This is a genomic window from Rhizobium sp. RSm-3, assembly GCF_001854685.1.
Taxonomy (GTDB): Bacteria; Pseudomonadota; Alphaproteobacteria; order Rhizobiales; family Rhizobiaceae; genus Rhizobium; species Rhizobium ecuadorense.
On record NZ_MAWZ01000003.1, the window covers coordinates 217,837 to 244,637 of the forward strand.

Consider the following 26,801-nt stretch of genomic DNA (forward strand, 5'->3'; position numbering starts at 1 on the left):
AATGAACCCGGGATCAATCCTTGGCGCGCTCGACGTAAGAATTGTCTTCCGTTGCGATGACGACGCGGGTGCCGGCATTGATGTGCGGCGGCACCGATGTACGGATGCCGTTGGAGAGCATGGCCGGCTTGTAGGAAGAGGATGCCGTCTGGCCTTTGACGACCGGTTCGGTCTCGGTGATTTCGAGCGTGACGTGGCGCGGCAGTTCGAGCGCCAGCGGAATGCCTTCATGGATCGACAGGATGCAGGACATGCCTTCCTGCAGATAGGCCTTCTGATCGCCCATGGTTTCGACATCGACCACGACCTGATCGTAGTTACCCGGGTTCATGAAGTGGAAGCCTTCGCCGTCTTCATAGAGATACTGGAAGGAGACGTCCTCGACGAAGGCGCGTTCGACCTGTTCGGTGGTGCGCCAGCGTTCGGAGACCTTCACGCCGTCGACGATGCGGCGCATGTCGACCTGGGTGACCGGCGTGCCTTTGCCAGGGTGAAAGTTCTGGGCGGTGAGAACGACGTAGAGCTTGCCGTCGACATCGAGAACGTTGCCCTTGCGGACCGAAGAGGCGATGACCTTGACCATAAGACTTCCTTGTAACTCGGCTTTCGGCGTCGTAGATGACTGTCGAGACGCCTCTGAGACGCAAATATTTTTCTTTGGGGCGCAACTAACCTAAAATCCGGGAAATAGCCATCCCCATACCGGCTTCTCCGGCGAAGAAAGCTTGGAATGAACTCTTCGGCGAAAGCGTCCCCCTGGTGGACCCCGTCCGTGCATGCCGATCGCCGCCCGTTCCTGATCGGGCGCAATGCGATCCAGGCGGCATTGCGCGGGTTTTTCGCGCGCGAGGATTTCATCGAGGTGGATACGGCGGTGCTGCAGATCTCCCCCGGCAACGAGGCGCATCTGCATGCCTTCGCCACGGAAGCGCTGACGACGGATGGGCAAAAGGCGCCCTTCTATCTGCACACTTCGCCGGAATTCGCCTGCAAGAAGCTGCTTGCGGCGGGCGAAGAACGCATCTCGTGTTTCGCCCATGTCTATCGCAACCGCGAGCGCGGGCCGCTGCACCATCCCGAATTCACCATGCTCGAATGGTATCGGGCCGGCGAAAGCTACGAGAGCCTGATGATGGACTGCGTGCGGATCCTGGCGCTCGCGGCCGAGACGGCAAAGACCGAAAAGCTTGCCTATCGCGGCGGCGAGACCGATCCTTTCGCCGGCCCGGAGCGGGTCAGCGTTGCCGAAGCGTTCGAGCGCCATGCCGGCATCGATCTTCTCACCTCGGTCGCCGCCAACGGTTCGACCGATCGCGATCATCTGGCCGCCGAGATGAAGCACGTCGGCATGCGTGTTGCCGATGACGATGGCTGGGCCGATCTGTTCAGCCGGGTGCTGGTCGAGAAGATCGAGCCGCATCTCGGCTTCGGCCGCATCACCATCCTTGACGAATACCCGGTTTCGGAGGCAGCGCTTGCGCGCCCCTCGATGCGCGACCCCAGGGTTGCCGAGCGTTTCGAACTCTATGCCTGCGGCGTCGAACTCGCCAACGGCTTCGGCGAACTCACCAATGCGGCCGAACAGCGCCGGCGGTTTGAGATCGAGATGGCCGAGAAGGCGCGTGTCTACGGCGAGACCTATCCGCTCGACGAGGATTTCCTGGCCGCACTGTCGCTGATGCCCGAGGCAAGCGGCATCGCGCTCGGTTTCGACCGGCTGGTGATGCTGGCGACGGGGGCCTCGCGCATCGATCAGGTGCTCTGGGCGCCGGTTGCGGAGTATGGACGATGAATGCCGTCAAACCGATCAAGAGCGTCGATGATCTGGTGATGGCAGGGCTGATTGCGCCGGCCGATCGCCTGGCGCTGGAGGAGGTTGCCGCGCGCTACGCGATCGCCCTGACGCCCGCGATGATCAAGCTGATCGATCGCGCCGATCCGGATGATCCGATCGCGCGGCAGTTCGTGCCCGATGCCGCCGAACTCACGGTCTTCAGCGAAGAACGCGCCGATCCGATCGGCGATCATGCCCACAGCCCGGTCGAAGGCATCGTTCACCGCTATCCCGATCGGGTTCTGCTGAAGGCCGTGCATGTCTGCCCGGTCTATTGCCGCTTCTGCTTCCGCCGCGAAATGGTCGGGCCGCAGGGTCTCGGCACGCTCGATGCCGCCGCGATGCAGGCGGCTTTCGACTATATCAGAGGTCACGAGGAAATCTGGGAGGTCATCCTCACCGGCGGCGATCCGCTGGTGCTGTCTCCGCGCCGTCTCCATGAGATCATGGAGGCGCTGGCGGACATCGCGCATGTGAAGATCGTGCGATTCCACACACGTGTACCCGTCGTCGATCCTGGGAAAATCGACACGGCATTGATCGCCGCGCTGAAGGCGAGCGGCAAGACGGTCTATGTGGCGCTGCATGCCAATCATGTCAAAGAGCTGGGGCCGGAAGCGCGTGCCGCCTGCGCCCGTCTTGTCGATGCCGGCATTGCGATGGTCAGCCAGTCCGTATTGCTGAAGGGCGTCAACGACGATCCGGACGTGCTTGCGGCGCTGATGAAGGCTTTCGTCGAAATCCGCGTCAAACCCTATTACCTGCATCATCCCGATCTGGCGCCCGGCACCGGCCATTTCCGATTGACGATCGAGGAGGGGCAGAGGATCGTCGCGGCGCTGCGCGGGCGGATTTCCGGGCTCTGCCAGCCGACCTACATTCTCGATATCCCGGGCGGTTACGGCAAGGCGGTCGTCAGCGGCAGCGCCGTCCGGTCCAAGGGGGAAGGATGTTATTCCGTCTCGGACTATCGCGGCGACGAGCATTCCTATCCGCCGGCCGGCTGAGGCAAAACGGTGCTTTCCCGTGTCATTTCTGTACTCGCTGTGCCGGAAAAGGCAACGAGCGTGGCGGTTAATTCAGCGGTAAGTAGCTGATATAAAATATATATTATTGTCTGCACTGGAATTGTCGATAAAATTCTAACTGTGAGCCTTAATCATCTTTAACGCTATAAATTAGCGGAATTTTCTGTTTTCCGCACTAAAAGAACGCTCATGACAAGGCGATGAACGCCGGTTCGGGATCATGAGAATCTTGGAGTGATGGGATGAATAAGACAATCCGCGACCTCGTAGCCAAATTCGGCAAGCTTCCTGCGTCGATCGACCAGGTCGCCGACGATGCCGATCTTTATGCGGCGGGTCTGACGTCCTTTGCCTCAGTGCAGCTGATGCTCGGCATCGAAGAGGCGTTCGACATCGAGTTTCCCGACAATCTCCTGAACCGCAAATCCTTCGCGAGCATCTCGGCCATCGCCAGGACGGTCGATCTCATCCGGGACAGCCGGAAGGTCGCCTGATGAATTTCCCCGTCAAGATCATGCAGGACGGTCTTGTCGCAAGGGTCGCCCGCGTCGCTGAAATCGCCGCCAAACACGCCGATGCCGTCGATGTCGAAGGCCGTTTCCCCCGCGAAGCCGTGGATGCGATGAAGGCCGAGAGGCTGCTCGGCATCCAGGTGCAGCGCCATCTCGGCGGCGAGTCCGCCTCGATCACCGAGATCGCCGAATTGTGCTCGATGCTCGGCCAGGCCTGCGCCGCAAGCGCCATGGTCTTCGCCATGCATCACATCAAGCTGTCGAGCCTCGTCGAACACGGCGCCGACAGCGAATGGCATCGCGACTTCATGCGCCGCATCGCCGCCGAACAGCTGCTGATCGCCTCCGCCACCACCGAGGGCGGCATCGGCGGAAACCTGCGCAACAGCATTTGCGCGGTCGACGTCGATGGCGATATCTGCCGGCTCGAAAAGGATGCGACCGTCATTTCCTACGGCTCGCATGCCGATGCCATCCTCATCACCTCGCGAGCCCACGCGCAGGCGGCTTCCTCCGATCAGGTGCTGACGGCCTTCCTCAAGGATCAGTACACGCTCGAGAAGACGCATGCCTGGAATACGCTCGGCATGCGCGGCACCTGTTCCGACGGCTTCCTCTTCAAAGCGCAGGCGCCGGCGCATCAGATCCTGCCGAAGCCTTTCGCCGAGATCGCGGCGCAATCCATGCTCGCCTCCTCGCACCTGTTGTGGAGCGGCGTCTGGTACGGCATCGCGGTCGACGCCGTGGCGCGCGCCCAGGCCTTCGTGCGCGCCGCCGCCCGCAAGGCGCCGGATGCCCCGCCGCCGGGCGCGCTGCGGCTGGCCGAAGTTTCGAACCTGCTGCAGATGGTCAAATCCAACGTGGTTGCCGGCCTGAAGGCCTATGAGGATGCCAAGATCGATGTCGACAGGCTGTCCTCGATGGGCTTTGCCGTGGCGATGAACAACGTCAAGATCGCCTCGTCCGAGACGATCCTGGAGATCGTCAACCATGCCATGCTGATCTGCGGCATCATGGGCTACAAGAACGGCACGCCCTTCAGCCTCGGACGCCATCTGCGCGACGCGCATTCCGCGCAGCTGATGATCTCGAACGACCGCATCCTCGGCAATACGTCGAGCATGCTTCTCGTCCACAAGCAGGACACTAGCCTACTGGGGTAAAGCCATGGATATGCAGACCTCGTTTCTCGACCGGCTCTTCGAGTCCGGCCTGCTGATCGATACCGGCGTTGACGGTCTTTACGGCCGCAGCGGCCAGTTCGAAGATGTCATTACTGCTTTCGAACGGCTGATCGACACGTTCGGCGGCGCCGACGGCGCCGAGGCGATGCGTTTCCCGCCCGGCATGAACGTCGCGCTCTTCGAAAAGAGCGGTTACATGAAGAGCTTCCCGCAGCTCGCCGGCACGGTGCATAGTTTCTGCGGCAGCGAGCTCGACCATATGAGCCTGCTGCAGTGCATGGAAGTCGGCGACGACTGGACCAAGGACCAGAAGGCGACCGATATCGTGCTGACGCCGGCCGCCTGCTACCCGCTCTATCCGACGGTCGCCAAGCGCGGCAACCTGCCGAAGACGGGCGGCCTCTTCGATCTGCAGTCCTATTGCTTCCGCCACGAGCCTTCGAAGGATCCCGCCCGCCAGCAGCTGTTCCGCATGCGTGAATATGTCTGCATGGGCACGGAGCAGCACGTCACCGATTTCCGTCAGACATGGATGGATCGCGGTGTCGAAATGATGAAGCAGCTCGGCCTCGATGTGACCATTGACGTTGCCAACGACCCGTTCTTCGGCCGTGCCGGCAAGATGATGGTCAACAATCAGCGCGACCAGAACCTGAAGTTCGAGCTGCTGATCCCGATCACCTCGACGGCCAATCCGACCGCCTGCATGAGCTTCAACTACCATCAGGATTCATTCGGCCTGAAGTGGGGTCTGAACCTCGAAGACGGCAGCGTGGCGCACACCGCCTGCGTCGGCTTCGGGCTAGAGCGCATCGCGCTTGCCCTCTTCCACCATCACGGCCTCGATGTGAAGCAGTGGCCAGCCAGCGTGCGGAAAACGCTGTGGGGGTGAGCCGGTCGATGACATCGGTATTTTCGGGAATCGACCCGGAAACGTATCGTCAGCATGCGCTGCATTCCGGCGAGCGCGCCTGGCCGGAAACCAATTGCTATGTCGATCTCTGGATCGAGGTGCTGGCGACATCGGGTGTTGCGCCCGAGGCGATGCTCGGTTTCACCCTGAGCCAGGATTTCGAAGGCGACCAGTTCACCTTCTTCAAGGTGCCTCTCGAAGATCTCGAAGCCCTTTACGGTATTCGCGCCACCGAACTTGCGATCTATGACCGTGTCGAACGCCATGTCGACGTGCAGATCGCGCGGGGCCGTCTCTGCCTGATCGAGATGGATTCCTTCTACATGCCGGATACGCGCGGCACCGCCTACCGCCAGGAACACGGCAAGACGACGGTTGCGATCAACCGGCTGGACATTGCGGCCAGGCGCGTCGATTATTTCCACAATGCCGGCTATTTCCGCCTCGAAGGCGAGGATTTCGACGGGCTGTTCCAGTCGCAGCTGACGGAGAACGAGCCGCCGTTCCTTCCCTATACGGAATTTGCGCGGTTTCCGGAAAAGCCCGCTGATGAAGCGCATCTGCGCGCGACCGCACGGCGGCTTGCCGGCTTTCATTTCACCAGGCGTCCCCGCGAAAATCCGATCCGCGCTTTCGCGGCGGTCTTTCCCCAGCAGGTGGAAGCGGTGGCGGAACGGCCGTTCGGCTTCTTCCACAAATATGCCTTCAACACGCTTCGCCAGGTGGGCGCCAATTTCGAGCTGGCGGCGGATTACCTTGTCTGGCTTTCGCCAGGTGAATTCGCCGCCGCCGCCGAGCATGCCAGGCGCATTTCGGACGCGGCGAAATCGGTGCAGTTCCAGCTTGCCCGCGCCATCGCCCGCAAGAAGTTCGAGCCGCTGCAGGCAGCCCTTGATCCGGCCGCCGATGCATGGGATTCCATGATGACATCGCTTGCGGAGCGAATCTGAGGCCGGAGATCTGACCATGCGGGGGCGTTTGGCAAGCATCGGTGCCGAGGAAAGCCTGCTTTCCGAAGGCTGGAACCTGATCCTGACGGAGCCGGGCGCCTGCGCCCTGCCGCATGATATTCATCTTTCCGCGCAATTCATTCCCGCACCCGTTCCCGGCACCGTTGCCGCCGCGCTCGAAAAAGCCGGGCTGTTCGATCGGGAAAATCCAGAGCCGCTGAACACCAGGGATGCCTGGTACCTCTGCCGGCTGTTCGATGCCGAGCCCGGTGAGGCGATCCTGCGTTTTTCAGGGCTGGCCACACTTTGCCATGTCTTCCTCAACGGCCAGGAAATCCTGTTTTCCGAGAGCATGTTCACGGCGCATGAAATCCCGGTGACGCTTACGGGCGGCGACGAGCTGGCGCTCTGCTTCCGGGCGCTCGGCCCCCGCCTGTCGGAGCCCGGCCCGCGTGCACGCTGGCGGCCGCAGATGATAACGCCGGCGGGGCTGAAGAATTTCCGCACGACGCTGCTCGGCCATATGCCGGGCTGGTGCCCTGATATCCATGCGGTCGGGCCATGGCGGCCGATTTCGCTGGTGCGGCGCAATCCCCTCTCCATCGACAGTGTCGCCATCCGCGCCGTGTTGGACGAGAATGGCGCCGGCCGTCTCAGCGTCTCCCTGCACAGCAATGCCGAGCATCCCGAGATGCTGCTGCGCTGCGGCGGCATGGAGCAGCCTTTCGAGAAGATCGGCGACAATCATTACTCTTCTATTCTCAAGCTTTCCGACATCGAACCCTGGTGGCCGCACACGCACGGCGCTCCGCGTCTCTATGAGCTGACGCTCGTTTCTGACGGCGTGGAGTATCCGCTCGGCACGACCGGCTTCCGGCGGATCGAGGTCGAGCGCGGCGCCGATGGCGACGATTTCGCGCTCACCGTCAACGGCGAACGCGTCTTCTGCCGCGGCGCGGTGTGGACGACGGCCGATATTGCGCGTCTGCCGGGCGGGCGGGCGGATTATGAGCCTTTCCTGCGGCTTGCCGCTCAAGCCGGCATGAACATGATCCGCATCGGCGGCACCATGGCCTATGAGACGCCTGATTTCTTTGCGCTTTGCGACGAACTCGGCCTGCTCGTGTGGCAGGATTTCATGTTCGCCAATTTCGATTATCCGCGCAACGACAAGGCGTTTCTCGGCCACGTGCATGCGGAGGTCGAGGAATTCCTGCACGGCGTCCAGGCCTCGCCATCGCTGGCGGTGCTCTGCGGCGGCAGCGAAATCCATCAGCAGGCGGCGATGCTGGGTCTGCCCGTGGAATTCTGGAGCGGGCCGGTCACCGACGAGATCATCCCGGCCATCGCTACGCGCATGCGTCCCGACGTGCCCTATGTCCCGAATTCGCCTCATGGCGGGGCGATGCCGTTTTCACCGAATGCCGGTATCGCCCATTATTACGGTGTTGGCGCCTATATGCGGCCGATTGCCGATGCGCGCCGCGCCGATGTGCGGTTTGCTTCCGAAAGCCTCGCCTTCGCGCATGTGCCGCAACAAAGGACATTGCACCGTCATCTCGACGTGCCGGCCGTCCACAGCCCGCTCTGGAAGGCCCGCGTGCCGCGCGACCGCAGCGCCTCGTGGGATTTCGAGGACGTCCGCGACTTCTACCTGCAGCTTCTCTACGACCTCGATCCGGCTCAGCTGCGCCGCGAAGATCCGGACCGCTATCTCGATCTCTCCCGCGCCGTCACCGGCGAGGTGATCGAAGAGACCTTTGCCGAATGGCGGCGCAAGGGCTCCGCCTGCAACGGTGCGCTCGTCTGGACATTGCAGGACCTGTTGCCCGGCCCCGGCTGGGGGGTGATCGATTCCACCGGCGAGCCGAAGCCGGTCTGGTATGCGATGCGCCGCGCTTTCCGGCCGGTGCAGACGGTGTTCACCGACGAGGGCACCAATGGTCTCGACGTGCATGTCGTCAACGAGACTGATGCAGCGCTCGACGTGGAGCTGGAGGTTGCCTGCCTGCGCGACGGAAAGCAGCAGGTCGTCAGCGGCAGCAGGGCCTTCAAGCTGGCGGCAAGGGATACCGAGCGTCTTGCCGCTACCGCGCTGTTCGGCGCCTTTTTCGATACCACCTATGCCTTCCGTTTCGGGCCGCCGGCGCATGATGTCAGCGTGGCACGCTTACGATCGCTCGCCGACGGCGCCATTTTGGCGGAAAGCTTCCACTTTCCCTGCGGACGGGGGAAGGCGTTGCATGATGCCGGCATCGAGGCATCGCTCGGCAGAGACGGCGACGACTGGTTCGTCGATCTCAGGACCGACCGGCTGGCGCAATCGGTGCATATCGATGTCGACGGCTATCGGCCCGCCGACGACTGGTTCCATCTCGCCCCCGGCGCGATGCGGCGCGTGAAACTCCAAGCGCTCCCAGGCACCGAGGGTGATCTTCCGCCCGCAGGCGAAATCAGAAGCCTCGGCAGTTCGCATCGTGTCGTGCTCTCGGGTTGACGTCCTCTCCCGGCGAAAAATGATGCCCATCCATTGAGAAAGACCGTGATTTGAGAACGACATACCGCTTTTTGCGTGCCCATGTCCTGCAGCGGCTGATTCCGCGGTCGCGTCTTGCCTTCAATCCGCGCAAGCCGGTGGAAATCGCCGGCTATCTCTCGATGGCTGTCGGCGTCGGCGAATCGGCAAGGCTCTGCGCCGGTGCTTTGTCGGAGGCGGGCAGGGCGATTTCCCTCTCCGACGTCAGCACGCATCCGGACGAGAAGTCCTTTGCCGGATGGATGTCGTCGCGTCTCTCCACCGAGCTGCCGGGGAGCCGGATCTGGCACCTCAATCCACCGATGCTGCCGCGCGCCATCCTGAAGAAGGGTGTCGCGAATTTTACCCGCGCCTTCAATATCGGCTATTTCGCCTGGGAACTCGAAGTCGTGCCGGCGGAATGGCGCAATGCCATGCGCTATATGAACGCCATCTTCGTGCCATCGGAATTCACCCGGCGGACGATTGCGCCACTCACCAAGGCGCCGGTCATCGTCGTTCCGCATCCGGTGACCGAGGCCCCGGCGACGGACGGCATGCGGGAGAGGTTCGGCATCGAGAAGGATGCCTTTCTCGTCAGCTTCATCTTCAGCGCCGGCTCGTCGATCAACCGGAAGAATCCGCAGGCCGCGATCGAGGCTTTCAGGCTATTTGCCGCCGAAGCCCCAAGCGCCTTCCTGCTGATGAAGGCCAGCGGCGATGTGAACAAGGATGAAGCCCTCAGCGCGCTGGTCGCTTCGGTCGCAGGTGATGCCAGGATCCGGATCGTCACCGACAGGCTGTCGAATGCCGATATCAACGGCATCATCCGTTCTTCCGACGCCTATCTTTCGCTGCATCGTTCCGAGGGTTTCGGGCTGACGGTTGCCGAGGCGATCATGCAGGGCACGCCGGTTATCTCCACCGCCTGGTCAGGCACGGCGGATTTCTGCGACCCTGATAATACATGGCAGGTCGCTTCTTCCCTCATTCCGGTCGTCGATAACCATCCCGAATTTGCCGGGCTTGAGGGCGCGGTCTGGGCGGATCCTTCTCCGCAAGCTGCGGCGGCGCATCTGAGCGACATCTTCCGCGCGCCCGAGCTCGCGCAGGAGAAGGCGGAGAGGGCGCGCGCCTTCCTGCTGCGCTACCTCGCTGAGAACAGCTATGAGAAAGCGCTTCAGGCGCTGGCGGCGATGCAGGCGAGCTAAGGTGAGGTCGCCACTCCGCTTTATTTTAATATTTTTGCATTAGAGATGACGGGTATTTCGGCCTGACGGCCGATCCTGGCGGATGGACGGATGTCGAAGGGTATTATCGCAAATTCGGTGATGAATGCGGCGGCCGGCATGCTGCTGCTGCTGACGGGTTTCGTGTCATCGATCATAACCGCGCGGCTGCTCGGGCCGGAGGCCAACGGTATCGTCGCCTTCTCGCTGTGGCTGGTGGTCACGGGCGCCTCGATCGCCGAACTCGGCTCCAGCATCACGCTGTTGAAGACCTTGCCGCAGCTTTCGGCGGAAGGTTACGATATGCGCCGCCGGCGGGGCTTTGCCGCCATCCTCGTTAGCTTCATGATGTTTTCAACCGTCGTGCTGCTGGCGCTCTACGCCCTGTTCTTCCTGACGTCGGAGGAGATGCACTGGGCCGATACCGCGCCGTCCGTCGCTCTGGTCACCGGCGTGCTGTTCTTCGTCCAGGCGATCGGATCCTTCGTCAAATTCTACCTGATCGGCGAAAAGAAGCTCGGCGCCTTCTTCCGGCTGACGGTGGCCGTCTCGATTTTGCAGCTTGCCGGTGTTGCCGCCGGCGCCGTTTTCTACGGCGTCGAAGGCGTTCTCGTCGGTTATGCGCTCGGCCAGCTCGTGCTGTTCTTTGCCACGCTGCCGATCCTGCTTGCGCGGCGCGACTGGTGCGGGGTCTCGCTGAAAGCCCTCGCCTCCTCTTCCGTCATCCTGTCGATCCAGTTCATCATCGATTCCATCTTCCTCAATCGGCTCGAGTTGCTCTTCCTGCAGCAGTTCTGGTCGGTGGAGATGGTCGGTTACTACGCCGTCGGCCTGTCGATCGCCAATATCGCATTGCAGCTTCCGATCCAGATGACCGGCAGCCTGCTGCCCTATTATTCCGAGCGGCGGCATAACAGCGATGATTCGACCTTGCCGGTCGAGGTCTTCGCCGCCGTCACCCGCAGCATGGCCTATATCGTCTTGCCGATGAGCCTCGGGCTTGCGGCGATCTCCAGCGAACTGGTGCTCGTGGTGTTCGGCGAAGCGTTTCGCCGCAGCGGCACGGTGGTGGCGCTGCTGGCGCTGGTGGCGCCAGCCTATACCTTCATGCAGATCCTCAGCCTCTACCTCCTGTCAATGGACAGGGCGCGCTCCCGCCTGAACATCAGTGTGATAGGTGGCCTTCTGATGGTAGTCGGTTGTTTACTGATCATACCTAGGCTTGCCGCCGAGGGTGCCGCACTCGTGCGCATCCTCGTCTTCGTTGCGATGTCGGTGATGATGATCAGGCAGACAGGATTCGGATCCCAGCTTTCGGGCCTCTATACGAGCCTGACGAAGGTGACGCTCGCCGCCGTGCTCTGTGCCTGCGGGGCGATTTCGGCGCTGGAATTCATCCGGGGTCCGGTCGGCCTCGTCGTTGCAATCCTTGCCGGCACATTCTGCTATTTCGCGGCACTTCGCGTGCTGCGCGTCATGCCGGCCGAAGATGTCGAGGTCATGCGTTCCATTCTCGATAAGATGCCGCGCGTGCTGCAGCGCCCAATGGGGTACGCGATCAATTTCATTGCGCCGCGGCTTCCTGGAGACCCCGACCGCGCCAAGGTCGCGCCCGGTGAATTCTCGCTCGAACCGGCCGAGGGTGCCGGCCGCAGCGCTGCCCTGCCTGTCGTCTTCGACGGCACGATCGGCCTGTTCATGCCTGAAAATCCCGCGGTCCGGAAACGTTCGGCCGCCGTGCTCTTCGTCAGCCCCTGGGGCTTCGAGGAGATGTGCAGCCGCAAATTCTTCCGCGTCGCCGCCGAGCATTTTTCGGATATCGGCGTGGCGAGCCTGCGCTTCGATTATCGCGGTACCGGCGATGCGCTTGATTTCGGCCCGCTGCCGGCAAGGCTGGAAACCTGGGAAAATTCGATCCGAGCGGCCGCCGACAAGCTGAAGTCGCTCTCCGGCTGCGACCGCATCATCCTCATCGGACAGGGCCTTGGCGCAACGCTTGCCCATCGCATCGGCGCCTCGATCGACGGCGTCGATAGCCTCGTCATGCTGGCGCCGGTGCTGAGCGGCCGGGCCTATCTGCGCGAACTCAACATGTGGTCCAAGATCATCGATGCCGATCTTGGCCTCGGCAAGGAACATCTCCAGACCGCGAAGGTGCAGATCGCCGGGCTCGTCATGCCCGAAGAGATCGCCGCCGAACTCGGCAAGCTCAACATCGCCGCGCCGCAGGGGCTTGCATCACCGCGTTATCTGATCCTCGAACGTCCCGCCAAGGCCGACGATACCGGCTTTGCCGATGCGCTGACGGCGCTCGGTGCCGACGTCGAGCAGACGGTTTTCGAAGGTTATGACGAGCTCGCCACCAATCCGCTGTTTGCCAAGACGCCAGCTGGTGTCGTCGAGTTGCTGAAGACGTGGTTGGAGCGGGCGACGACGGAGACATCCGGCGCGCATTCGCCGACAACGGTCGAAAACGCGCTGCTTGCCGGCGAGGGTTTTGCGGAAACGCCGGTGCGTTTCGGCAGCCACGACCATCTGGTCGGCGTCGTCAGCCGGCCGCTCGGCGCGATCGAGGGCAATGCCGTGCTCTTCCTGTCGACCGCCTATGACCGGCATGCCGGCTGGGGACGGACGACGGTCGATATGGCGCGCGAGCTTGCCCGCCAGGGCGTCGTTTCGCTGCGCTTCGATTCCGCCAATGTCGGCGACAGCCCGCCGCGGCCGGATGCGCCGGAACAGGTGCTCTATTCCAGCACGCAGACCGAGGATGCGGTCGCCGCCCTCGATCTGCTCGAAAGCGTCGTCGCGGGCCCGATCATGGTGGCCGGCCGCTGCAGCGGCGGTTATGTCGCTTTCCGCGCCGGCGTCGCCGACGAGCGGTTGAAGGCCGTCGTCTCGATCAATCCCTTCGTCTACTACTGGGACCCGGAGATACCGGTGCGCAAGGAGCATGTCGTCTCGGTTCCCCGCAGCCTCGATGATTACGGTCAGCGTCTGGCGCGGGTGGATACGCTGAAGCGGCTCATCAGCGGTCAGGTGGATGTGGTGTCGGCACTGCAGAATATCGTCATCGCCGGCGGCCGGCGGCTGTCGCCGTGGATCGCGCCGCTGCTCGAGCTGCTGCCCGACCGGCGCCATATCGCCCGAGAAGTCCGGCATTCCTTCGCGCTGTTCGGCAAGCGCAAAGTGCCGCTGACGCTGATCTACAGCGAGGGCGATGTCGGGCTCGACCACGTCTATTTCCATTTCGGGCCGCGCGGGGCCAAGCTTTCCCGCTATCCGAACGTTCGGCTGCTGATGCTGCCGGATGCCGACCACAATCTCACACCGCCGCAATCGCGCAAATTCGTGCTCGACGAGATCATCCGTCTGGCGAGAGCGTAAGGGGATTTCAGGCCGGCAGGGTCAGGTCCTGTCGGCGGTGACGATATCAAGCGACCGATAGAGATCGATATAGCGCCCGGCGACGATATCCCAGGAATAACCGCGCGCGGCATCGAGAAGCTCGGCGCGAACGGCGTCCGGTTGGCGTGCGAGCGTTTCATAGGCCGCTTCGATCGCGGTCGCGGCAGTCTCGGGATTGGTGAAATCGGCAAGCGTGATGACGGGGTGTCGGTCGGCAAGCGTGGTAAAGGCATCGTTGTCGTTCAGCACCGGCAGCAGGCCGGCGCTCATCGCCTCCAGCGCCACCAGGCCAAAACCTTCATATTCCGAGGCGGAGGCAAAGAGCGAGGCATCCGTGATGATCCGCCGGATGGCGCCGTTGTCGGGCGAGACGTGCAGGGTGACGCGGCCGGAAAGGTTGCGGCCTTCGATCGCGGCTTCGACATCGGCCCGGTTCAGGTCGGATTCGGCCCCGACGACGTCGAGATGCCATTCCGCGTCACGGGTCTTCAGCACGGCCATCGCATCGAGCAGATGGTCCAGCCGCTTGTTCACCGAGAAGCGGCCGATGGTGACGATGCGGCGCCTTGCCCGGCGCGAAGCGGTGTCGGCGAACTTGCCGATATCGGCGCCGTTTTCGATCAGTCGGCTGTCGGGTGCGATTTCGGAAAACTGCTTGAGGTCGGAGGCGCTGCAGCAGACGACGCGCCGATAAGCGAGTGCCGAAGCGCGGGTCAGCGTCCGGAACCAGATCTTCTTGATCGCGGCGTATTTCCTGGTGTGGAAGAAGCCGCCATGGGTGGTGACGATCATCGGCTTGCGATGCAGCAGCCGGCCCCAGGCGAGCGCGTCGAAGAAGAAGTCGATGGCGTGGACATGGACGAGATCGGCATCGCCAAGATGGCGGAAAACCTCGGGCGCCAGCGGATAGCGGCTGCTGCCGGACCAGGGAATGCGCACCACCTCGATGCCATCGATGTTTTCGCGCGGCGGCAGCTTGTCCTCAGGCGCGGTGAAGAGCGAATTGAGCGTGACCACGCGAACGCGAAAACCGCGCCGCAGGGTCTGGCGGCTGAGATTGGCGACCACGTCTTCCAGGCCGCCGCGGTTGGGCAGGAACTGGCGCACGACATGGACGATCAGCGGCGCCGTTTCCGGCTGCGACTTCCAGCGCACCCTGTCTGCCTCGACGATCGCCATTTTCCACCTATCGCTGCACGCGCCTCATGCCGAGGCGGGACTGTTATAGCAACGACCAGTTATCTCAGGCGTTAAGCCGCGGTTTCAGCGGCATCCCGAGACCCGATTCTTCGATAAAAGGGTTAATCGTATCTGACGGGTTCAGAACGCCTTGAAAGTGAGCGTCGTCAGCGAGCGGACGATACCGGGTATATTGGCGATGTTGTCGTTGATGAATTTGCCGATATCCTGGCCTTCCTCGATATAGACCTTCAGCAGCAGGTCGTAGTCGCCGCTGGTGGAATAGAGCTCCGAGACCAGTTCGGACTGATAGATGGCGTCGGCGACCTCATAGGTCTGGCCGGGGGCGCATTGGAGCTGGACGAAGATCGGCTTCATGGGATTTCCTGCGAAGGTTGTTTGGCTGATATAATGGTCGAAAGCGCCATGCCGATGCAAGCCGTTCGTCACGCGGCCGGGTCGGCGGCGGCCTCCGCGACGATCCAGTCGCGAAAGGCGGCAAGCGGCGCATAGTCGGCGCGCTCGGGCGGAAAAGCGAGATAATAGCGCTCGCGGCTTTCCATTTCGCGGTCGACGGCGGCGACGAGATCGCCGCGCCTGAGCTCTTCCTGCATGAGGAATGTCGGCAGGAGGGCGATGCCAAGGCCGGCGATGGCAGCCTGTGCGGCGGTGGCGAACTGGTCGAAGAGCATGCCATGCACGTTTTCGAAGGAAACGCCGTTGCTGGCGAACCATTGCTCCCAGGCGTCGGGCCGGGTGGTCAGATGCAGAAGCGGAACGGACAGCAGATCCTGCGGCTTGGCGATCGCGTATCGCTTGAGAAAATCGGAGCTGCAGGCCGGCACCGTGCGCTCCGACATCAGAAAGGTCAGTTCGGCGCCCGGCCAGTGCGGATGGCCGAAATGGATGGCGGCGTCGATCGAATCGAGGCGGAAATCGAAAGGTGAAAGCCGGGTCACCAGATTGATCGTCACGCCGGGATTGGCGGCGAGGAAGCGCCCGAGGCGCGGCGCCAGCCAGCGCGTGCCGAAGGTCGGCAGGATGGCGAGATTGAGCGTGCCGCCATGCGGATTGGCGCGCAGGTTGAGCGAAGCGCTCGATATGCGCCGCAGCGCCTCGCGGATCTCGCGGGCATAACTGTCGCCGGCAAGCGTCAGCCGCATGGTCTGGCGTTCGCGCAGGAAGAGCTCGACACCGAGCTGCTCCTCCAGTGCGCTCACCTGGCGGCTGACGGCGCTCTGCGTCAGATCGAGTTCACGCGCGGCCGCCGTGACGCTGCCGGTGCGGGCAACCGCCTCGAAAGCGGCGAGATGCGAAATCGACGGCAGAAAACGCCTTGAAGCGAACATGTTCATTCCATTTCAGAATGAGCTATTTCCAAAATGTCGATATTTCCGCCTTTATGGTAGTTGTAAAGAGCCTCATCCTGCAAAGACGGAATGAGCCGGAGTTCTCAGATGCCGCAAGCCTTCGTTTCCACAGACCGCATTCGCTCGCTTTTCACCGAAGCGATGTCGCAGATGTACCGGACGGAGGTGCCCCAATACGGCACGCTGATCGAACTCGTGGCGGAGGTTAATGCCGGCTGCCTGGAAAACGACCCCGAACTGCGTGAGCGGCTTGCCCGTGCCGGCGAGCTGGAGCGGATCGATGTTGAGCGCCACGGTGCCATCCGGCTCGGCACGGCGGATGAGCTTTTCACCATCCGCCGGCTGTTTGCCGTCATGGGCATGGAGGCGGTCGGCTATTACGATCTCTCGGTCGCCGGCGTGCCTGTTCATTCCACCTGCTTCCGGCCGATCGACGAGGCCGCACTCAACGTCAATCCGTTCCGCGTCTTCACCTCGCTGCTGCGCTTGGAGCTGATCGAGGACGAAGGACTGCGCGGCGAAGCCGAGGCCATTCTGGCAAAGCGGCGCATCTATACGCCGCGCGCCGTCGCGCTGATCGAGCGCCACGAACAGAATGGCGGCCTGACGGAAGCGGAAGCAACGGAATTCGTCGCCGAGGCGCTGGAAACCTTTCGCTGGCACGGCGAGGCGACGGTCAGCGCCGAGACCTACAAGCGCCTGCACGATGCGCACCGGCTGATTGCCGACGTCGTCAGCTTCAAGGGGCCGCACATCAACCATCTGACGCCGCGCACGCTCGATATCGACGCGGTCCAGGCCCGCATGCCGGAGCGCGGTATCACGCCGAAGGCGGTCATCGAAGGGCCGCCGCCCCGTCAGTGTGATATCCTGCTGCGGCAGACGAGCTTCAAGGCACTTGAAGAGACGATTATCTTTGCCGGTGACGAGGCCGCGGTTCAGGGAACGCACACCGCCCGCTTCGGCGAGATCGAACAGCGCGGCGTGGCGCTGACGGCCAAGGGCCGGGCGCTCTACGACCGGCTGCTCGCCTCGGTGCGCGGCGAAGTGCAGGTCGGCGCCGGCGGCGCCAAGGCCGGCGCCTACGACCAGGAACTTGCCGGGCGCTTCAAGGCGCTGCCGGACAGCTGGGACGAGCTGCGCAGGCAGGATCTGGCCTTCTTTCATTATTTCACCACGCCGGCAGGCATTGCCGCGGCGGTCGGGGCCTCGCTGCCCGGTGATCCCGAAGCGCTGATCGCCAAGGGTTACCTCGCCTTCTCGCCGATCGTCTACGAAGACTTCCTGCCCGTCAGCGCGGCCGGCATCTTCCAGTCGAACCTCGGCACCGATCAGCAGCAGAACTACGCGACGCACTCGAATCGCGATGCCTTCGAGGCGGCGCTCGGCGCCAGCGTGCAGGACGAGCTGGCGCTTTATGCCGAGCGCCAGGCCGCCTCGCTGGATGCGGCCCTGGAAGCGCTCGGCCTTGCGGGCCCGCAGCTGAAGACCGTTGCATGAAATGCCGGCTTCAACACTTGGCTTTCTAGGTTAGAGTAGCGCAATTTCGACCCGATCGGACTAAACCATGCTGAATGATCCGCGCTCCCACGGCCTCTGGGAAAAGACCGCAGCCGAACCGCCGGCGACCTCGCCGCTCGCAGGCGCGGTGTCGGCCGACGTCGTCATCGTCGGCGGCGGCTATACCGGTCTTTCCTCCGCCCTGTATCTTGCCGAAGCCGGATCGAAGGTGGTGCTGCTGGAGGCGAAGGAGATCGGTTTCGGCGGCGCGGGGCGCAATGTCGGCCTGATCAATGCCGGCATGTGGGTGATGCCCGACGACCTGCCCGGCGTGCTCGGTCCGGTGCATGGCGAACGCCTGCTCGAGATGCTCGGCAATGCGCCGAAGCTGGTCATGGAGCTGATCGATAGGCACGGGATCGCCTGCGAACTCGAACGCAACGGCACGCTGCATTGCGCGGTCGGCGCCGACGGGCTGAAGGAGATCGAAGCGCGCGCGGCGCAATGGGCTGCGCGCGGCGCGCCCGTGACGCTGCTCGATGCGGCGGAAACGGCCAAACGCGTCGGCAGCGACGCCTATACCGGTTCGCTGCTCGACATGCGCGCCGGCACGCTGCAGCCGCTCGCCTATGTGCGCGGCCTTGCCCATGCCGCCGTCAAGGCGGGCGTTGCCATCCACACGTCGAGCCCCGTCATCGCAACGGAACGCAACGGCAACCGCTGGACCGTGAAGACGGAAAACGGCGCGGTCAGCGCGGACTGGATCATCGTCGCGACCGATGCCTACAGCACCGGCCCTTTCGAGCAGGTGCGCAACGAACAGGTCTATCTGCCTTATTTCAACTTCGCCACCGTGCCGCTCGGCCATAATCTGCGCCAGTCGATCCTGCCGGGACGGGAAGGTGCATGGGATACCAAGGACATCCTTTCCTCCTTCCGCATGGACCAGGCCGGACGTCTCGTGTTCGGCAGTGTCGGGGCGTTGCGCAATACCGGGCTTGCCGTGCACAAGGGCTGGGCCAAGCGCGCCTTGAAGCGGCTCTTCCCCGTCATCGGCGATGTCGAATTCGAATGCGAATGGTATGGCCAGATCGGCATGACTGACAATGCGCTGCCGCGCTTTCACAAATTCGCGCCCGGCGTGATCGGCTTTTCGGGTTACAATGGCCGCGGCATCGCCCCCGGCACGGTCTTCGGCCGGACGCTCGCCGAGCACATTCTCGGCCGGCTTTCGGAAGCCGATCTGCCGCTGCCGCTGACCTCACCGACCGAGCCGAGCTTCCGTGCGCTCAAGGAATTATGGTACGAAGCCGGCGCTCAGGTCGCCCATTTCGCCGATGCCCGCTTCTGAGAAGCGGGAAACGCTTCCGGGAAGCGAAACTCGCTTCTGAGATAACAAGATTGGAACCACGACAATGACTATCGCCGTCCTCGATCTCGCAACCGAAACCGCCAAGCTGCTTGCCGAACTCGGCGTCGATGCCGGCCGCTATCACGGCGGCACGCTTTCCGTCTCCTCGCCGGTGACGGGCAAGGAAATCGGCAGGCTCCGGGAGCACACCGTTGCCGAGACCAAGGCGGCGATCGAAGAGGCGCATAAGGCCTTCCTCGAATGGCGTTCCGTGCCGGCGCCGAAGCGCGGTGAGCTGGTTCGCCTGCTCGGCGAGGAACTGCGTGCGGCAAAGACGGCGCTTGGCCGTCTGGTGTCGATCGAGGTCGGCAAGATCACTTCGGAAGGCCTCGGCGAAGTGCAGGAGATGATCGATATCTGCGATTTCGCCGTCGGTCTTTCCCGCCAGCTCTACGGCCTGACGATCGCCACCGAGCGCTCCGAGCACCGGATGATGGAAAGCTGGCATCCGCTCGGCGTCGTCGGCATCATCTCCGCCTTCAATTTCCCCGTCGCCGTCTGGTCATGGAATGCGGCACTGGCCATGGTCTGCGGCAATTCCACCGTCTGGAAGCCCTCGGAAAAGACGCCGTTGACCGCGCTTGCCGTGCAGGCGCTGTTCGAAAAGGCGCTGAAGCGCTTTATCGCCGAGGGCGGTATCGCGCCGGCCAATCTGTCGACGCTGATCATCGGCGGCCGCGAGGTCGGCGAAGTGCTGGTCGATCATCCGAAGATCCCGCTCGTATCCGCCACGGGCTCGACCGCCATGGGCCGCGCCGTCGGCCCGCGCCTGTCGCAGCGTTTTGCCCGCGCGATCCTTGAGCTCGGCGGCAACAATGCGGCGATCGTCTGCCCGAGCGCCGATCTCGACCTGACGCTGCGCGGCGTTGCCTTCTCCGCCATGGGCACGGCCGGCCAGCGCTGCACGACGCTGCGCCGTCTCTTCGTGCATGACAGCGTCTACGACCAGCTGGTGCCGCGCCTGCAAAAGGCTTACGGCTCCGTCACCATCGGCAATCCGCTCGAAACCGGCACGCTTGTCGGCCCGCTGATCGACGGCCAGGCCTTCGACAAGATGCAGGCAGCACTCGGCGAGGCGGCTTCGGCCGGCGGCAAGGTGACCGGCGGCGAGCGCGTCGGCAACGGTTTGACCGATGCCTTCTACGTTCGCCCGGCACTGGTCGAAATGCCTGCGCAGACCGGCCCGGTCGAACACGAGACCTTCGCGCCGATCCTCTACGTGATGAAATACAGCGATTTCGACGCGGTGCTGGCCCTGCACAATGCTGTGCCGCAGGGGCTGTCGTCGTCGATCTTCACCAACGACATGCGCGAGGCCGAAACCTTCGTCTCCGCCAGCGGTTCGGATTGCGGCATCGCCAACGTCAATCTCGGGCCGTCGGGTGCCGAAATCGGCGGCGCTTTCGGCGGTGAGAAGGAGACCGGCGGCGGCCGCGAATCCGGCTCGGATGCCTGGAAGGCCTATATGCGCCGCTCCACCAACACGATCAACTACGGCAGGACCCTGCCGCTTGCCCAGGGCGTCAAGTTCGACGTCGAATAAGCGACCCCCAAAAAGGCGACGCTCGAGAGCGTCGCCTTTTTGGCCAAATCCAGATTTATTCCCCCGTAATATGAAATATTTAGTCAAGATATTGTGATGGCATTTCCGGCCAAGCCAAACTTGAAATCTTCAGTCAGGAAAAATATACGCCTCTCATCGCCCTTGGAGACCTCGGGTGACATCGCCACGGAGGCCATCATGACCATTGCACTTAACCGTTTTTCCCTTGCGCTTGCCTTTACCGCTTCGCTTTTCTCCGCCACCACGCTCGCAGGCAGCGCCAATGCGCAGGATGAAGGTCTCGTCGTCTACAATGCCCAGCACGAAAGCCTGGGCCGCGAATGGATCGATGCCTTCACCAAGGAGACCGGCATCAAGGTCACCATGCGCCAGGGCAGCGACATGCAGTTCGCCAACCAGCTCATCCAGGAAGGCGATGCCTCGCCGGCCGACGTCTTCCTGACCGAGAATTCGCCGGCCATGGCGCTGGTCGATGGCGCCGGCCTCTTCGCCCCCATCGAAAAGGACACGCTGGACCAGGTGCCGGATCAGTATCGTCCGGCCGACGGCATGTGGACCGGCATCGCCGCCCGCACCACCGTCTTTGCCTATGACAAGACCAAGCTCACCGAAGACAAGCTGCCGAAGTCGATGCTCGATCTCGCAGATCCGGCCTGGAAGGGTCGCTGGGGTGCGGCTCCCGCCGGCGCCGATTTCCAGGCCATCGTCGCGGCGCTGCTGCAGCTCAAGGGCGAAGACGCTACCAAGGCATGGCTGAAAGGCCTCAAGGACAATGCCACCCCCTACAAGGGCAACAGCGTCGCCATGAAGGCCGTCAATGCAGGGGAAGTCGAAGGCGCTGTCATCTATCACTATTATTGGTTCGGCGATCAGGCCAAAACAGGCGAGAACAGCAAGAATGTCGGCCTGCACTACTTCAAGAACCAGGATCCGGGCGCTTTCGTCAGCGTCTCGGGCGGCGGCGTCCTGAAGTCCACCCAGCATATGAAGGACGCTCAGGCTTTCCTGAAGTTCATTACCGGCAAGGCCGGCCAGGCCGTTCTGAAGGACGGCACCTCCTACGAATATGCCATCGGCAAGGACGCCGCTTCCAACGACAAGCTCACGCCGCTTGCCGATCTCAACGCGCCGAAAGTCGAAGCTTCGACGCTGGACAGCAAGAAGGTTGTCGAGCTGATGACGGCCGCCGGCCTGATCTAACCTTTCTGCCGCAGGCTTGCAGCGGCCAAAACTATTGCTTTTGGCTCAAGAAAACCTTAGGGCATGACGATATCCGGCAACCGCCCGTTAAAGGCGGTTGCCTTCCTTTTTCGGCGTATGAAGGCATGGGCCTTGCTGCAGGACAACAGATTGCTCGCATCCGGCAACGAGGCGCCGGTGACGCCGAGGGCCGCGCACAGAGTTTTGCCGCGCGGGCGCATGCCGCATGCTTCCGTGGTGCTGCTGGCCACCGTCGTCGCAATCTTCAGTCTCGTGCCGCTCGGCTTCATCGGCTGGGTCACCTATGACGTCGGCTGGGAAACGGTGAAGACCCTGGTCTTCAGGCCGCGCGTCGGCGAACTGCTCGTCAATACGGTCCTGCTGGAATCGATCACCATTCCGCTGTCGATCGCCCTTGCCGTGACCCTTGCCTGGCTGACCGAGCGGACGGACATTCCTTTCGCGCGGTTCTGGGCCTGGCTTGCGATCGCCCCACTCGCTGTGCCCGCCTTCGTGCACAGCTATGCCTGGGTCAGCCTCCTCCCCGGCATGCGCGGCCTGCAGAGCGGCGTCTTCATCTCGGTGATCGCCTATTATCCCTTCCTCTACCTGCCGGTCGCCGCCGCCTTGCGCCGTCTCGATCCGGCGATCGAGGATGCGGCGGCCTCGCTCGGCCTCAATCCCTGGCGGGTCTTCTTCCGGGCGGTGCTGCCGCAGCTCCGGCTCGCCATCTGCGGCGGCTCGCTGCTGATCGGGCTGCATCTGCTGTCGGAATACGGCCTGTTCGTGATGATCCGCTTCGACACGTTCGCGACGGCGATCGTCGACCAGTTCCAGTCTTCCTACAACAGCCCTGCCTCCAACATGCTCGGCGGCGTGCTCGTCGCCTGCTGTCTTTTTCTGCTCGGCTTCGAGGTGCTGGTGCGCGGCAACGAACGTTATGCCCGCGTCGGCTCCGGCTCGCCCCGCCCGGCGGATCGCCGGCGGCTCGGCTGGTTCGTGGTGCCGGCCGTTCTGCTGCCCGTCCTCCTGGCGGTGCTGACACTCGGCGTGCCGCTGGTGACGCTTGGCCGCTGGCTCTATCTCGGCGGCGCCGAGATCTGGCGCATCGAGGTCGGCAGCGCCTTCCTGCAGACGATCGTGCTTGCCATTGTCGGCGGCGTGCTGGCGACGATTGCCGCAGCGCCGATGGCATGGCTTTCCGTGCGCGCGCCCGGCCGCTTCCAGCGCGTGCTCGAAGCCTGCCATTATTATGTCGGCTCGCTGCCTGGCGTCGTCGTGGCGCTGGCGCTGGTGACGATCACCGTGCGTCTCGTGCTGCCGCTCTATCAGACCTTCGCAACCCTGCTCGTCGCCTATGTGATGCTTTTCCTGCCGCGCGCCATGGTCGGGCTGCGCGCCAGCATCGCCCAGGCGCCGGTGGAGCTGGAACGCGCCGCGATGGGCCTCGGCCGCACCCCCGGCCAGGCGGTGCGGCAGATCACCATGCGGCTTGCCGCACCCGGAGCGGCCGCCAGCGTGGCGCTGGCCGCCCTCGGCATCACCAATGAATTGACGGCGACGCTGATGCTGTCGCCCAACGGCGTCGATACGCTGGCGACGAAATTCTGGTCGCTGACCAGCGAGATCGATTATGTCTCAGCCGCACCCTATGCCTTCATGATGGTGGTGCTGTCGCTGCCGCTTACCCTCATGCTCTATACCCAATCGAAACGGACCGCCGGCCAATGACGCTGCTTACGATCGAGAACATCAGCAAGCGCTATGGCCCTGTGCAGGCGCTGAAGGATATTTCGCTCGATGTCCAGGCAGGCGGCCGCACGGCCGTCGTCGGCCCGTCCGGTTCGGGCAAGACGACGCTGCTGCGTATCATTGCCGGCTTCGAGCAACCCGATGTCGGCAAGGTGACGCTCGATGGCGAGGTCCTTGCCGATGGGCCGGCGACGGTGCCGGCCCATAAGCGCGGCATCGGCATCGTCTCGCAGGACGGCGCGCTGTTTCCGCACTTGAGCGTCGCCGAGAATATCGGCTTCGGTTTCGAACGGGGCGCTGTGGATCGCGAGAAGCGCATCGTCGAGCTGCTCGACATGGTCGAGCTCGACCGCGGCATGCTGGTGCGGCGCCCGCACCAGCTTTCCGGCGGCCAGCAGCAGCGTGTGGCGCTCGCCCGCGCGCTCGGCCGCAAGCCGCGGCTGATGCTGCTCGACGAACCTTTCTCGGCACTCGATACCGGCTTGCGTGAGAACATGCGCAAGGCGGTGGCGCGCGTGTTGCAGGCGGCCGGCATCACCGCCGTCCTCGTCACGCATGATCAGGAAGAGGCGCTGACCTTTGCCGATCAGGTCGCGGTCCTGAGAGAGGGGCGGTTGATCCAGGCCGGGTCGCCGCAATCATTGTATCTGCATCCCCGGGACCGCGAGACGGCCCTGTTTCTCGGCGATGCCGTGCTGCTTCCGGCCATCATCCGCAACGGCCTGGCCGACTGTGCGCTCGGCCGCGTCGCCGTCGAAGGCAATCGTCAGGGCAAGGCGGAGATCATGCTGCGGCCCGAGCAGATCCGCGTCGTTGCCGATGAAAGCGATCGTAGTTATGGCGGGCGTGTCGTCGAGGTGGAGTTCGGCGGCGCGGTCTGCACCGTCGCCGTGTCGCTCGATGGCGTCGCCCTGCCGCCGATCCTGATCAAGACCTCGAGCGTCGCGCTTCCCTCACGAGGCGATCTCGTTCGCCTCGATATCGCGGGCAAGGCGCATATCTTCGAAAGTTAAATTCAGCCGAACTTGCGCACCACTTCTTCCGGCTCGATGCCTTCGAGCCAGCCGCCGGCAAAGCCGGCGCGCTCGAGCCCGAGGCGGATGGCCGGCGATTGCCGCATCAGCTTCCAGATGAAGTCGGAGCGCTCATTCTCGATGGTCATGACCACAAGACCCTGGTCGATGCCGACGGTACGGTCGTCGACCCAGCCTTCCGGCCGCTTGGTCTTGACAGTCGGGTTGAAGCCGCCGGGAAAGCCGCCTTCCAGGAGCAGGTTCGGATAGCTGGTCAGCAGCGCCTTGGTGCCGTCGAGAGCCGCCTGCCGGTCGTAGGGCAGGCAGGCAAGGGCTGCCCATGGCGCGATCGTGCCGTCATCCGGGCCGAGCGGCGCGCCGCGGGCGGCATAACCCAGAACCTTCGGCTGGCGGCCGCCGCGCATGCGCCGTGTCGGCGGCGGACCGTCGCAGGCGGAAAAACCCCAGATATTCCTGTTGTAGCCGACGAACTGGCCGGGATTGCGCTCGGCATAATCCCGCTGGACGTTGATGACCACCTGGGTGTTGCGGAAATAATCCCAGTTCCGCTCGGCCATCGGTCTGTCCCGAATGCCGCGGAAATCGATCCAGGCATGGGAGAAAAGATGGATGAACAGCGGACCGGCATAGAGATAGGGCTGCTCGCCGTGCATCATCCAGGAATAGCTTGACGTGAAGGCGTCGTAGCACGATTGCGGGATCGGGTGCGTCGGCGAGGCAAGCGCCAGCGCATAGAGGATGATCGCCTCGTCGAAGCCGTGATAGCGCCAGCGCAGGAAGCCGGAAGATGGCTTCCAGCCCATGGCAATGGTGTCGCCCTTGTTCAGCGCCCAGCGCCAGTCGACGCGTTCGTAGATGAAGGTCGCGAGTTCGCGGATTTCAACTTCCGTCTCGTCGTCTTCGCGATCGAAATACTGCGCTGCCGTCAGGATGCCGGCGATGAGCAGCGCCGTGTCGATGGTCGAAAGCTCGCTGTTCCAGGCGCGATTGCCGGTATCCATGTGCAGGAAATGGTAGAAGAAGCCGCGGTGGCCTGTGGCGTGGCGTTCCTCGCCCTGACGCGCCTCGGCGAAGAAACGCAGCGTATTGACCGTGCGTTCGGCTGCTTCCCTGCGGGTGATCCAGCAACGCTCGACACCGACAGGATAGGAGGAAAGGGCAAAACCGACGGCTGCGATGCTTGCCGGCACGCCGCCGATCGAGGTATCGGCCACCAGGCCATTTTCGGGATTGGAATATTTCAGGAAGTATTTGAATGCCGAATGCTGCAGCCTGTCGACGAGTGCTGCATCAATGTCTTCAATCCGTTGCAGCATAGGCTCCTACCCAACTGTTGCATCGCCCCATGCTTGAACATGGCGACCATTCCCGGGCAAATCAAACCTTTTTGATTCGCAGGGATAAGAGAACACAAATGGGCGGAAGTGGTCGTTAATAATTATTGGTGAAATAATATCTAGCAGAAGTCATATAAGCAGCGCAGCAAAAAGCATGGGCCGCGCACCACCGGCCTGGGTTATTTTCCCGCAATACTTGTTTCACCCGCTCCTTTGGGAGCCGGCTGACGAAGCCTCGAGGCGAACTAGAGCGGTTTGCGACTTGGTTGAATCGGGATTCCGCTTTTGTCGCAAATCAGATTTGATTGAATGAGCGATGGAGGCTTGTTCGATGGGTCGTGCTTATTCGATGGATTTGCGTGAACTGGCGATGCGGCGTGTGGCGCAAGGCGAGACATGTCATGCGGTTGCCACCGCGCTGAATGTCGCGCCGTCGAGCGTGATCAAGTGGGCGCAGCGCCAACGCCGTACCGGCAGTGTTGAGCCGGGCAAGATGGGCGGTCATCGACGGGCGTTGATCTGCGGGGAGCATCGCGTCTGGGTCTTGTCGATGATCGATGGGTCGGAGCATGTGACGCTTGAGTGGCTGGCGCGGGGATTGCAGGATCGCGGCCTCAAAGTCCATCCAGCCAATATCTGCCGCTTTCTCCATCGTGAAGGCAAAAGCTTCAAAAAAAACCGTGCTGCCGGCCGAGCAGAACAGGCCGAAGCTGGCCCGTCAACGTGAACGGTGGAAGCGCCATCAGGGCGAGATCAATCCTGATCGCCTCGTGTTCATTGATGAAACCTGGGTGAAGACGAATATGGCTCCGCTCAGGGGCTGGGGCGAACGAGGCAAACGCCTGATCGCCCATGTCCCCCACGCTCATTGGAGAACGATGACT

21 protein-coding genes are annotated in these 26,801 nt (G+C 63.0%); 16 read left to right on the top strand and 5 right to left on the bottom strand.

The window, feature by feature from the left end:
• Positions 1 to 13: 13 nt before the first annotated feature.
• Complete coding sequence (efp, locus tag BBJ66_RS07250; RefSeq protein ID WP_049733346.1) at positions 14 to 583, bottom strand: elongation factor P; 570 nt, start codon at positions 581 to 583, stop codon at positions 14 to 16.
• A 147-nt stretch (positions 584 to 730) separates the two neighbouring features.
• On the opposite strand from efp, the gene epmA reads away from it, so the two are divergent.
• From epmA to BBJ66_RS07295, 9 genes are all read left to right on the top strand, one after another.
• A complete protein-coding gene (gene epmA, locus BBJ66_RS07255) occupies positions 731 to 1,792 on the top strand; it encodes an EF-P lysine aminoacylase EpmA (RefSeq protein ID WP_071085959.1) in 1,062 nt (353 codons plus the stop codon).
• A complete protein-coding gene (locus BBJ66_RS07260; RefSeq protein WP_071085960.1) occupies positions 1,789 to 2,841 on the top strand; it encodes a lysine-2,3-aminomutase-like protein in 1,053 nt (350 codons plus the stop codon). The genes epmA and BBJ66_RS07260 overlap by 4 nt, the downstream gene beginning before the upstream one ends.
• A 263-nt stretch (positions 2,842 to 3,104) precedes the next feature.
• On the top strand, positions 3,105 to 3,356 hold the full coding sequence (locus tag BBJ66_RS07265) for an acyl carrier protein (RefSeq protein WP_012559298.1): 252 nt from the start codon (positions 3,105 to 3,107) through the stop codon (positions 3,354 to 3,356).
• A complete protein-coding gene (locus tag BBJ66_RS07270) occupies positions 3,356 to 4,537 on the top strand; it encodes an acyl-CoA dehydrogenase family protein (RefSeq protein ID WP_049733349.1) in 1,182 nt (393 codons plus the stop codon). The genes BBJ66_RS07265 and BBJ66_RS07270 overlap by 1 nt, the downstream gene beginning before the upstream one ends.
• 4 nt (positions 4,538 to 4,541) lie before the next feature.
• Complete coding sequence (locus BBJ66_RS07275; RefSeq protein WP_049733350.1) at positions 4,542 to 5,450, top strand: amino acid--[acyl-carrier-protein] ligase; 909 nt, start codon at positions 4,542 to 4,544, stop codon at positions 5,448 to 5,450.
• On the top strand, positions 5,441 to 6,421 hold the full coding sequence (locus BBJ66_RS07280; protein ID WP_190238073.1) for a DUF1839 family protein: 981 nt from the start codon (positions 5,441 to 5,443) through the stop codon (positions 6,419 to 6,421). The genes BBJ66_RS07275 and BBJ66_RS07280 overlap by 10 nt, the downstream gene beginning before the upstream one ends.
• A gap of 16 nt (positions 6,422 to 6,437) precedes the next feature.
• A complete protein-coding gene (locus BBJ66_RS07285) occupies positions 6,438 to 8,918 on the top strand; it encodes a glycoside hydrolase family 2 protein (protein WP_071085964.1) in 2,481 nt (826 codons plus the stop codon).
• 50 nt (positions 8,919 to 8,968) lie between these two features.
• The gene (locus tag BBJ66_RS07290) at positions 8,969 to 10,147 is read left to right on the top strand and encodes a glycosyltransferase family 4 protein (protein WP_071085966.1); all 1,179 of its coding nucleotides are present in this window, start codon (positions 8,969 to 8,971) and stop codon (positions 10,145 to 10,147) included.
• 90 nt (positions 10,148 to 10,237) lie between these two features.
• Entirely contained in the window at positions 10,238 to 13,549 is a 3,312-nt protein-coding gene (locus tag BBJ66_RS07295; protein ID WP_071085968.1) for an oligosaccharide flippase family protein, read from the top strand.
• A gap of 21 nt (positions 13,550 to 13,570) precedes the next feature.
• On the opposite strand, the gene BBJ66_RS07300 is transcribed toward BBJ66_RS07295, so the two are convergent.
• The 3 genes from BBJ66_RS07300 to BBJ66_RS07310 all read right to left on the bottom strand — a co-directional run bounded on the left by BBJ66_RS07300 (position 13,571) and on the right by BBJ66_RS07310 (position 16,104).
• Positions 13,571 to 14,749, bottom strand: coding sequence for a glycosyltransferase family 4 protein (locus BBJ66_RS07300; protein ID WP_071085970.1), 1,179 nt, complete (start codon positions 14,747 to 14,749; stop codon positions 13,571 to 13,573).
• Positions 14,750 to 14,890: 141 nt separating this feature from the next.
• Positions 14,891 to 15,127: an Lrp/AsnC ligand binding domain-containing protein gene (locus tag BBJ66_RS07305; protein WP_049733502.1), complete on the bottom strand. Its 237-nt coding sequence runs from the start codon at positions 15,125 to 15,127 to the stop codon at positions 14,891 to 14,893.
• Positions 15,128 to 15,195: 68 nt separating this feature from the next.
• Positions 15,196 to 16,104, bottom strand: a complete 909-nt coding sequence (locus BBJ66_RS07310) for a LysR family transcriptional regulator (protein ID WP_049733356.1) — start codon at positions 16,102 to 16,104, stop codon at positions 15,196 to 15,198.
• Between the two features lie 84 nt (positions 16,105 to 16,188).
• Here BBJ66_RS07310 and hglS point away from each other — a divergent pair, with 84 nt between their 5' ends.
• From hglS to BBJ66_RS07340, 6 genes are all read left to right on the top strand, one after another.
• Positions 16,189 to 17,619, top strand: coding sequence for a 2-oxoadipate dioxygenase/decarboxylase HglS (gene hglS, locus BBJ66_RS07315; RefSeq protein ID WP_071085972.1), 1,431 nt, complete (start codon positions 16,189 to 16,191; stop codon positions 17,617 to 17,619).
• A 67-nt stretch (positions 17,620 to 17,686) separates the two neighbouring features.
• Positions 17,687 to 18,970 carry an NAD(P)/FAD-dependent oxidoreductase gene (locus BBJ66_RS07320; RefSeq protein WP_071085974.1) on the top strand — a complete coding sequence of 428 codons (1,284 nt, stop codon included), beginning with the start codon at positions 17,687 to 17,689 and terminating at the stop codon, positions 18,968 to 18,970.
• A gap of 64 nt (positions 18,971 to 19,034) precedes the next feature.
• Positions 19,035 to 20,573, top strand: a complete 1,539-nt coding sequence (gene amaB / locus BBJ66_RS07325) for an L-piperidine-6-carboxylate dehydrogenase (RefSeq protein WP_071085976.1) — start codon at positions 19,035 to 19,037, stop codon at positions 20,571 to 20,573.
• 198 nt (positions 20,574 to 20,771) lie between these two features.
• Positions 20,772 to 21,794: an iron ABC transporter substrate-binding protein gene (locus BBJ66_RS07330; RefSeq protein ID WP_071085993.1), complete on the top strand. Its 1,023-nt coding sequence runs from the start codon at positions 20,772 to 20,774 to the stop codon at positions 21,792 to 21,794.
• Positions 21,795 to 21,857: 63 nt separating this feature from the next.
• On the top strand, positions 21,858 to 23,525 hold the full coding sequence (locus tag BBJ66_RS07335; RefSeq protein WP_071085977.1) for an ABC transporter permease: 1,668 nt from the start codon (positions 21,858 to 21,860) through the stop codon (positions 23,523 to 23,525).
• Complete coding sequence (locus tag BBJ66_RS07340) at positions 23,522 to 24,559, top strand: ABC transporter ATP-binding protein (RefSeq protein ID WP_071085980.1); 1,038 nt, start codon at positions 23,522 to 23,524, stop codon at positions 24,557 to 24,559. Before BBJ66_RS07335 ends, BBJ66_RS07340 begins: the two co-directional genes overlap by 4 nt.
• A gap of 2 nt (positions 24,560 to 24,561) precedes the next feature.
• Here BBJ66_RS07340 and BBJ66_RS07345 read toward each other — a convergent pair whose 3' ends face one another.
• Positions 24,562 to 25,896, bottom strand: a complete 1,335-nt coding sequence (locus BBJ66_RS07345) for a glucoamylase family protein (protein ID WP_071085982.1) — start codon at positions 25,894 to 25,896, stop codon at positions 24,562 to 24,564.
• A 352-nt stretch (positions 25,897 to 26,248) separates the two neighbouring features.
• Here BBJ66_RS07345 and BBJ66_RS07350 point away from each other — a divergent pair, with 352 nt between their 5' ends.
• Positions 26,249 to 26,644 carry a helix-turn-helix domain-containing protein gene (locus BBJ66_RS07350; RefSeq protein WP_071085984.1) on the top strand — a complete coding sequence of 132 codons (396 nt, stop codon included), beginning with the start codon at positions 26,249 to 26,251 and terminating at the stop codon, positions 26,642 to 26,644.
• The last annotated feature ends 157 nt before the right edge of the window (positions 26,645 to 26,801 follow it).

Coding starts and splice junctions, on each gene's coding strand:
- efp (WP_049733346.1), bottom strand. CDS start 583: ATGGTCAAGGTCATCGCCTCTTCGGTCCGCAAGGGCAACGTTCTCGAT.
- epmA (WP_071085959.1), top strand. CDS start 731: ATGAACTCTTCGGCGAAAGCGTCCCCCTGGTGGACCCCGTCCGTGCAT.
- BBJ66_RS07260 (WP_071085960.1), top strand. CDS start 1,789: ATGAATGCCGTCAAACCGATCAAGAGCGTCGATGATCTGGTGATGGCA.
- BBJ66_RS07265 (WP_012559298.1), top strand. CDS start 3,105: ATGAATAAGACAATCCGCGACCTCGTAGCCAAATTCGGCAAGCTTCCT.
- BBJ66_RS07270 (WP_049733349.1), top strand. CDS start 3,356: ATGAATTTCCCCGTCAAGATCATGCAGGACGGTCTTGTCGCAAGGGTC.
- BBJ66_RS07275 (WP_049733350.1), top strand. CDS start 4,542: ATGGATATGCAGACCTCGTTTCTCGACCGGCTCTTCGAGTCCGGCCTG.
- BBJ66_RS07285 (WP_071085964.1), top strand. CDS start 6,438: ATGCGGGGGCGTTTGGCAAGCATCGGTGCCGAGGAAAGCCTGCTTTCC.
- BBJ66_RS07295 (WP_071085968.1), top strand. CDS start 10,238: ATGTCGAAGGGTATTATCGCAAATTCGGTGATGAATGCGGCGGCCGGC.
- BBJ66_RS07300 (WP_071085970.1), bottom strand. CDS start 14,749: ATGGCGATCGTCGAGGCAGACAGGGTGCGCTGGAAGTCGCAGCCGGAA.
- BBJ66_RS07305 (WP_049733502.1), bottom strand. CDS start 15,127: ATGAAGCCGATCTTCGTCCAGCTCCAATGCGCCCCCGGCCAGACCTAT.
- BBJ66_RS07310 (WP_049733356.1), bottom strand. CDS start 16,104: ATGAACATGTTCGCTTCAAGGCGTTTTCTGCCGTCGATTTCGCATCTC.
- hglS (WP_071085972.1), top strand. CDS start 16,189: ATGAGCCGGAGTTCTCAGATGCCGCAAGCCTTCGTTTCCACAGACCGC.
- BBJ66_RS07320 (WP_071085974.1), top strand. CDS start 17,687: ATGCTGAATGATCCGCGCTCCCACGGCCTCTGGGAAAAGACCGCAGCC.
- amaB (WP_071085976.1), top strand. CDS start 19,035: ATGACTATCGCCGTCCTCGATCTCGCAACCGAAACCGCCAAGCTGCTT.
- BBJ66_RS07330 (WP_071085993.1), top strand. CDS start 20,772: ATGACCATTGCACTTAACCGTTTTTCCCTTGCGCTTGCCTTTACCGCT.
- BBJ66_RS07335 (WP_071085977.1), top strand. CDS start 21,858: ATGACGATATCCGGCAACCGCCCGTTAAAGGCGGTTGCCTTCCTTTTT.
- BBJ66_RS07340 (WP_071085980.1), top strand. CDS start 23,522: ATGACGCTGCTTACGATCGAGAACATCAGCAAGCGCTATGGCCCTGTG.
- BBJ66_RS07345 (WP_071085982.1), bottom strand. CDS start 25,896: ATGCTGCAACGGATTGAAGACATTGATGCAGCACTCGTCGACAGGCTG.
- BBJ66_RS07350 (WP_071085984.1), top strand. CDS start 26,249: ATGGGTCGTGCTTATTCGATGGATTTGCGTGAACTGGCGATGCGGCGT.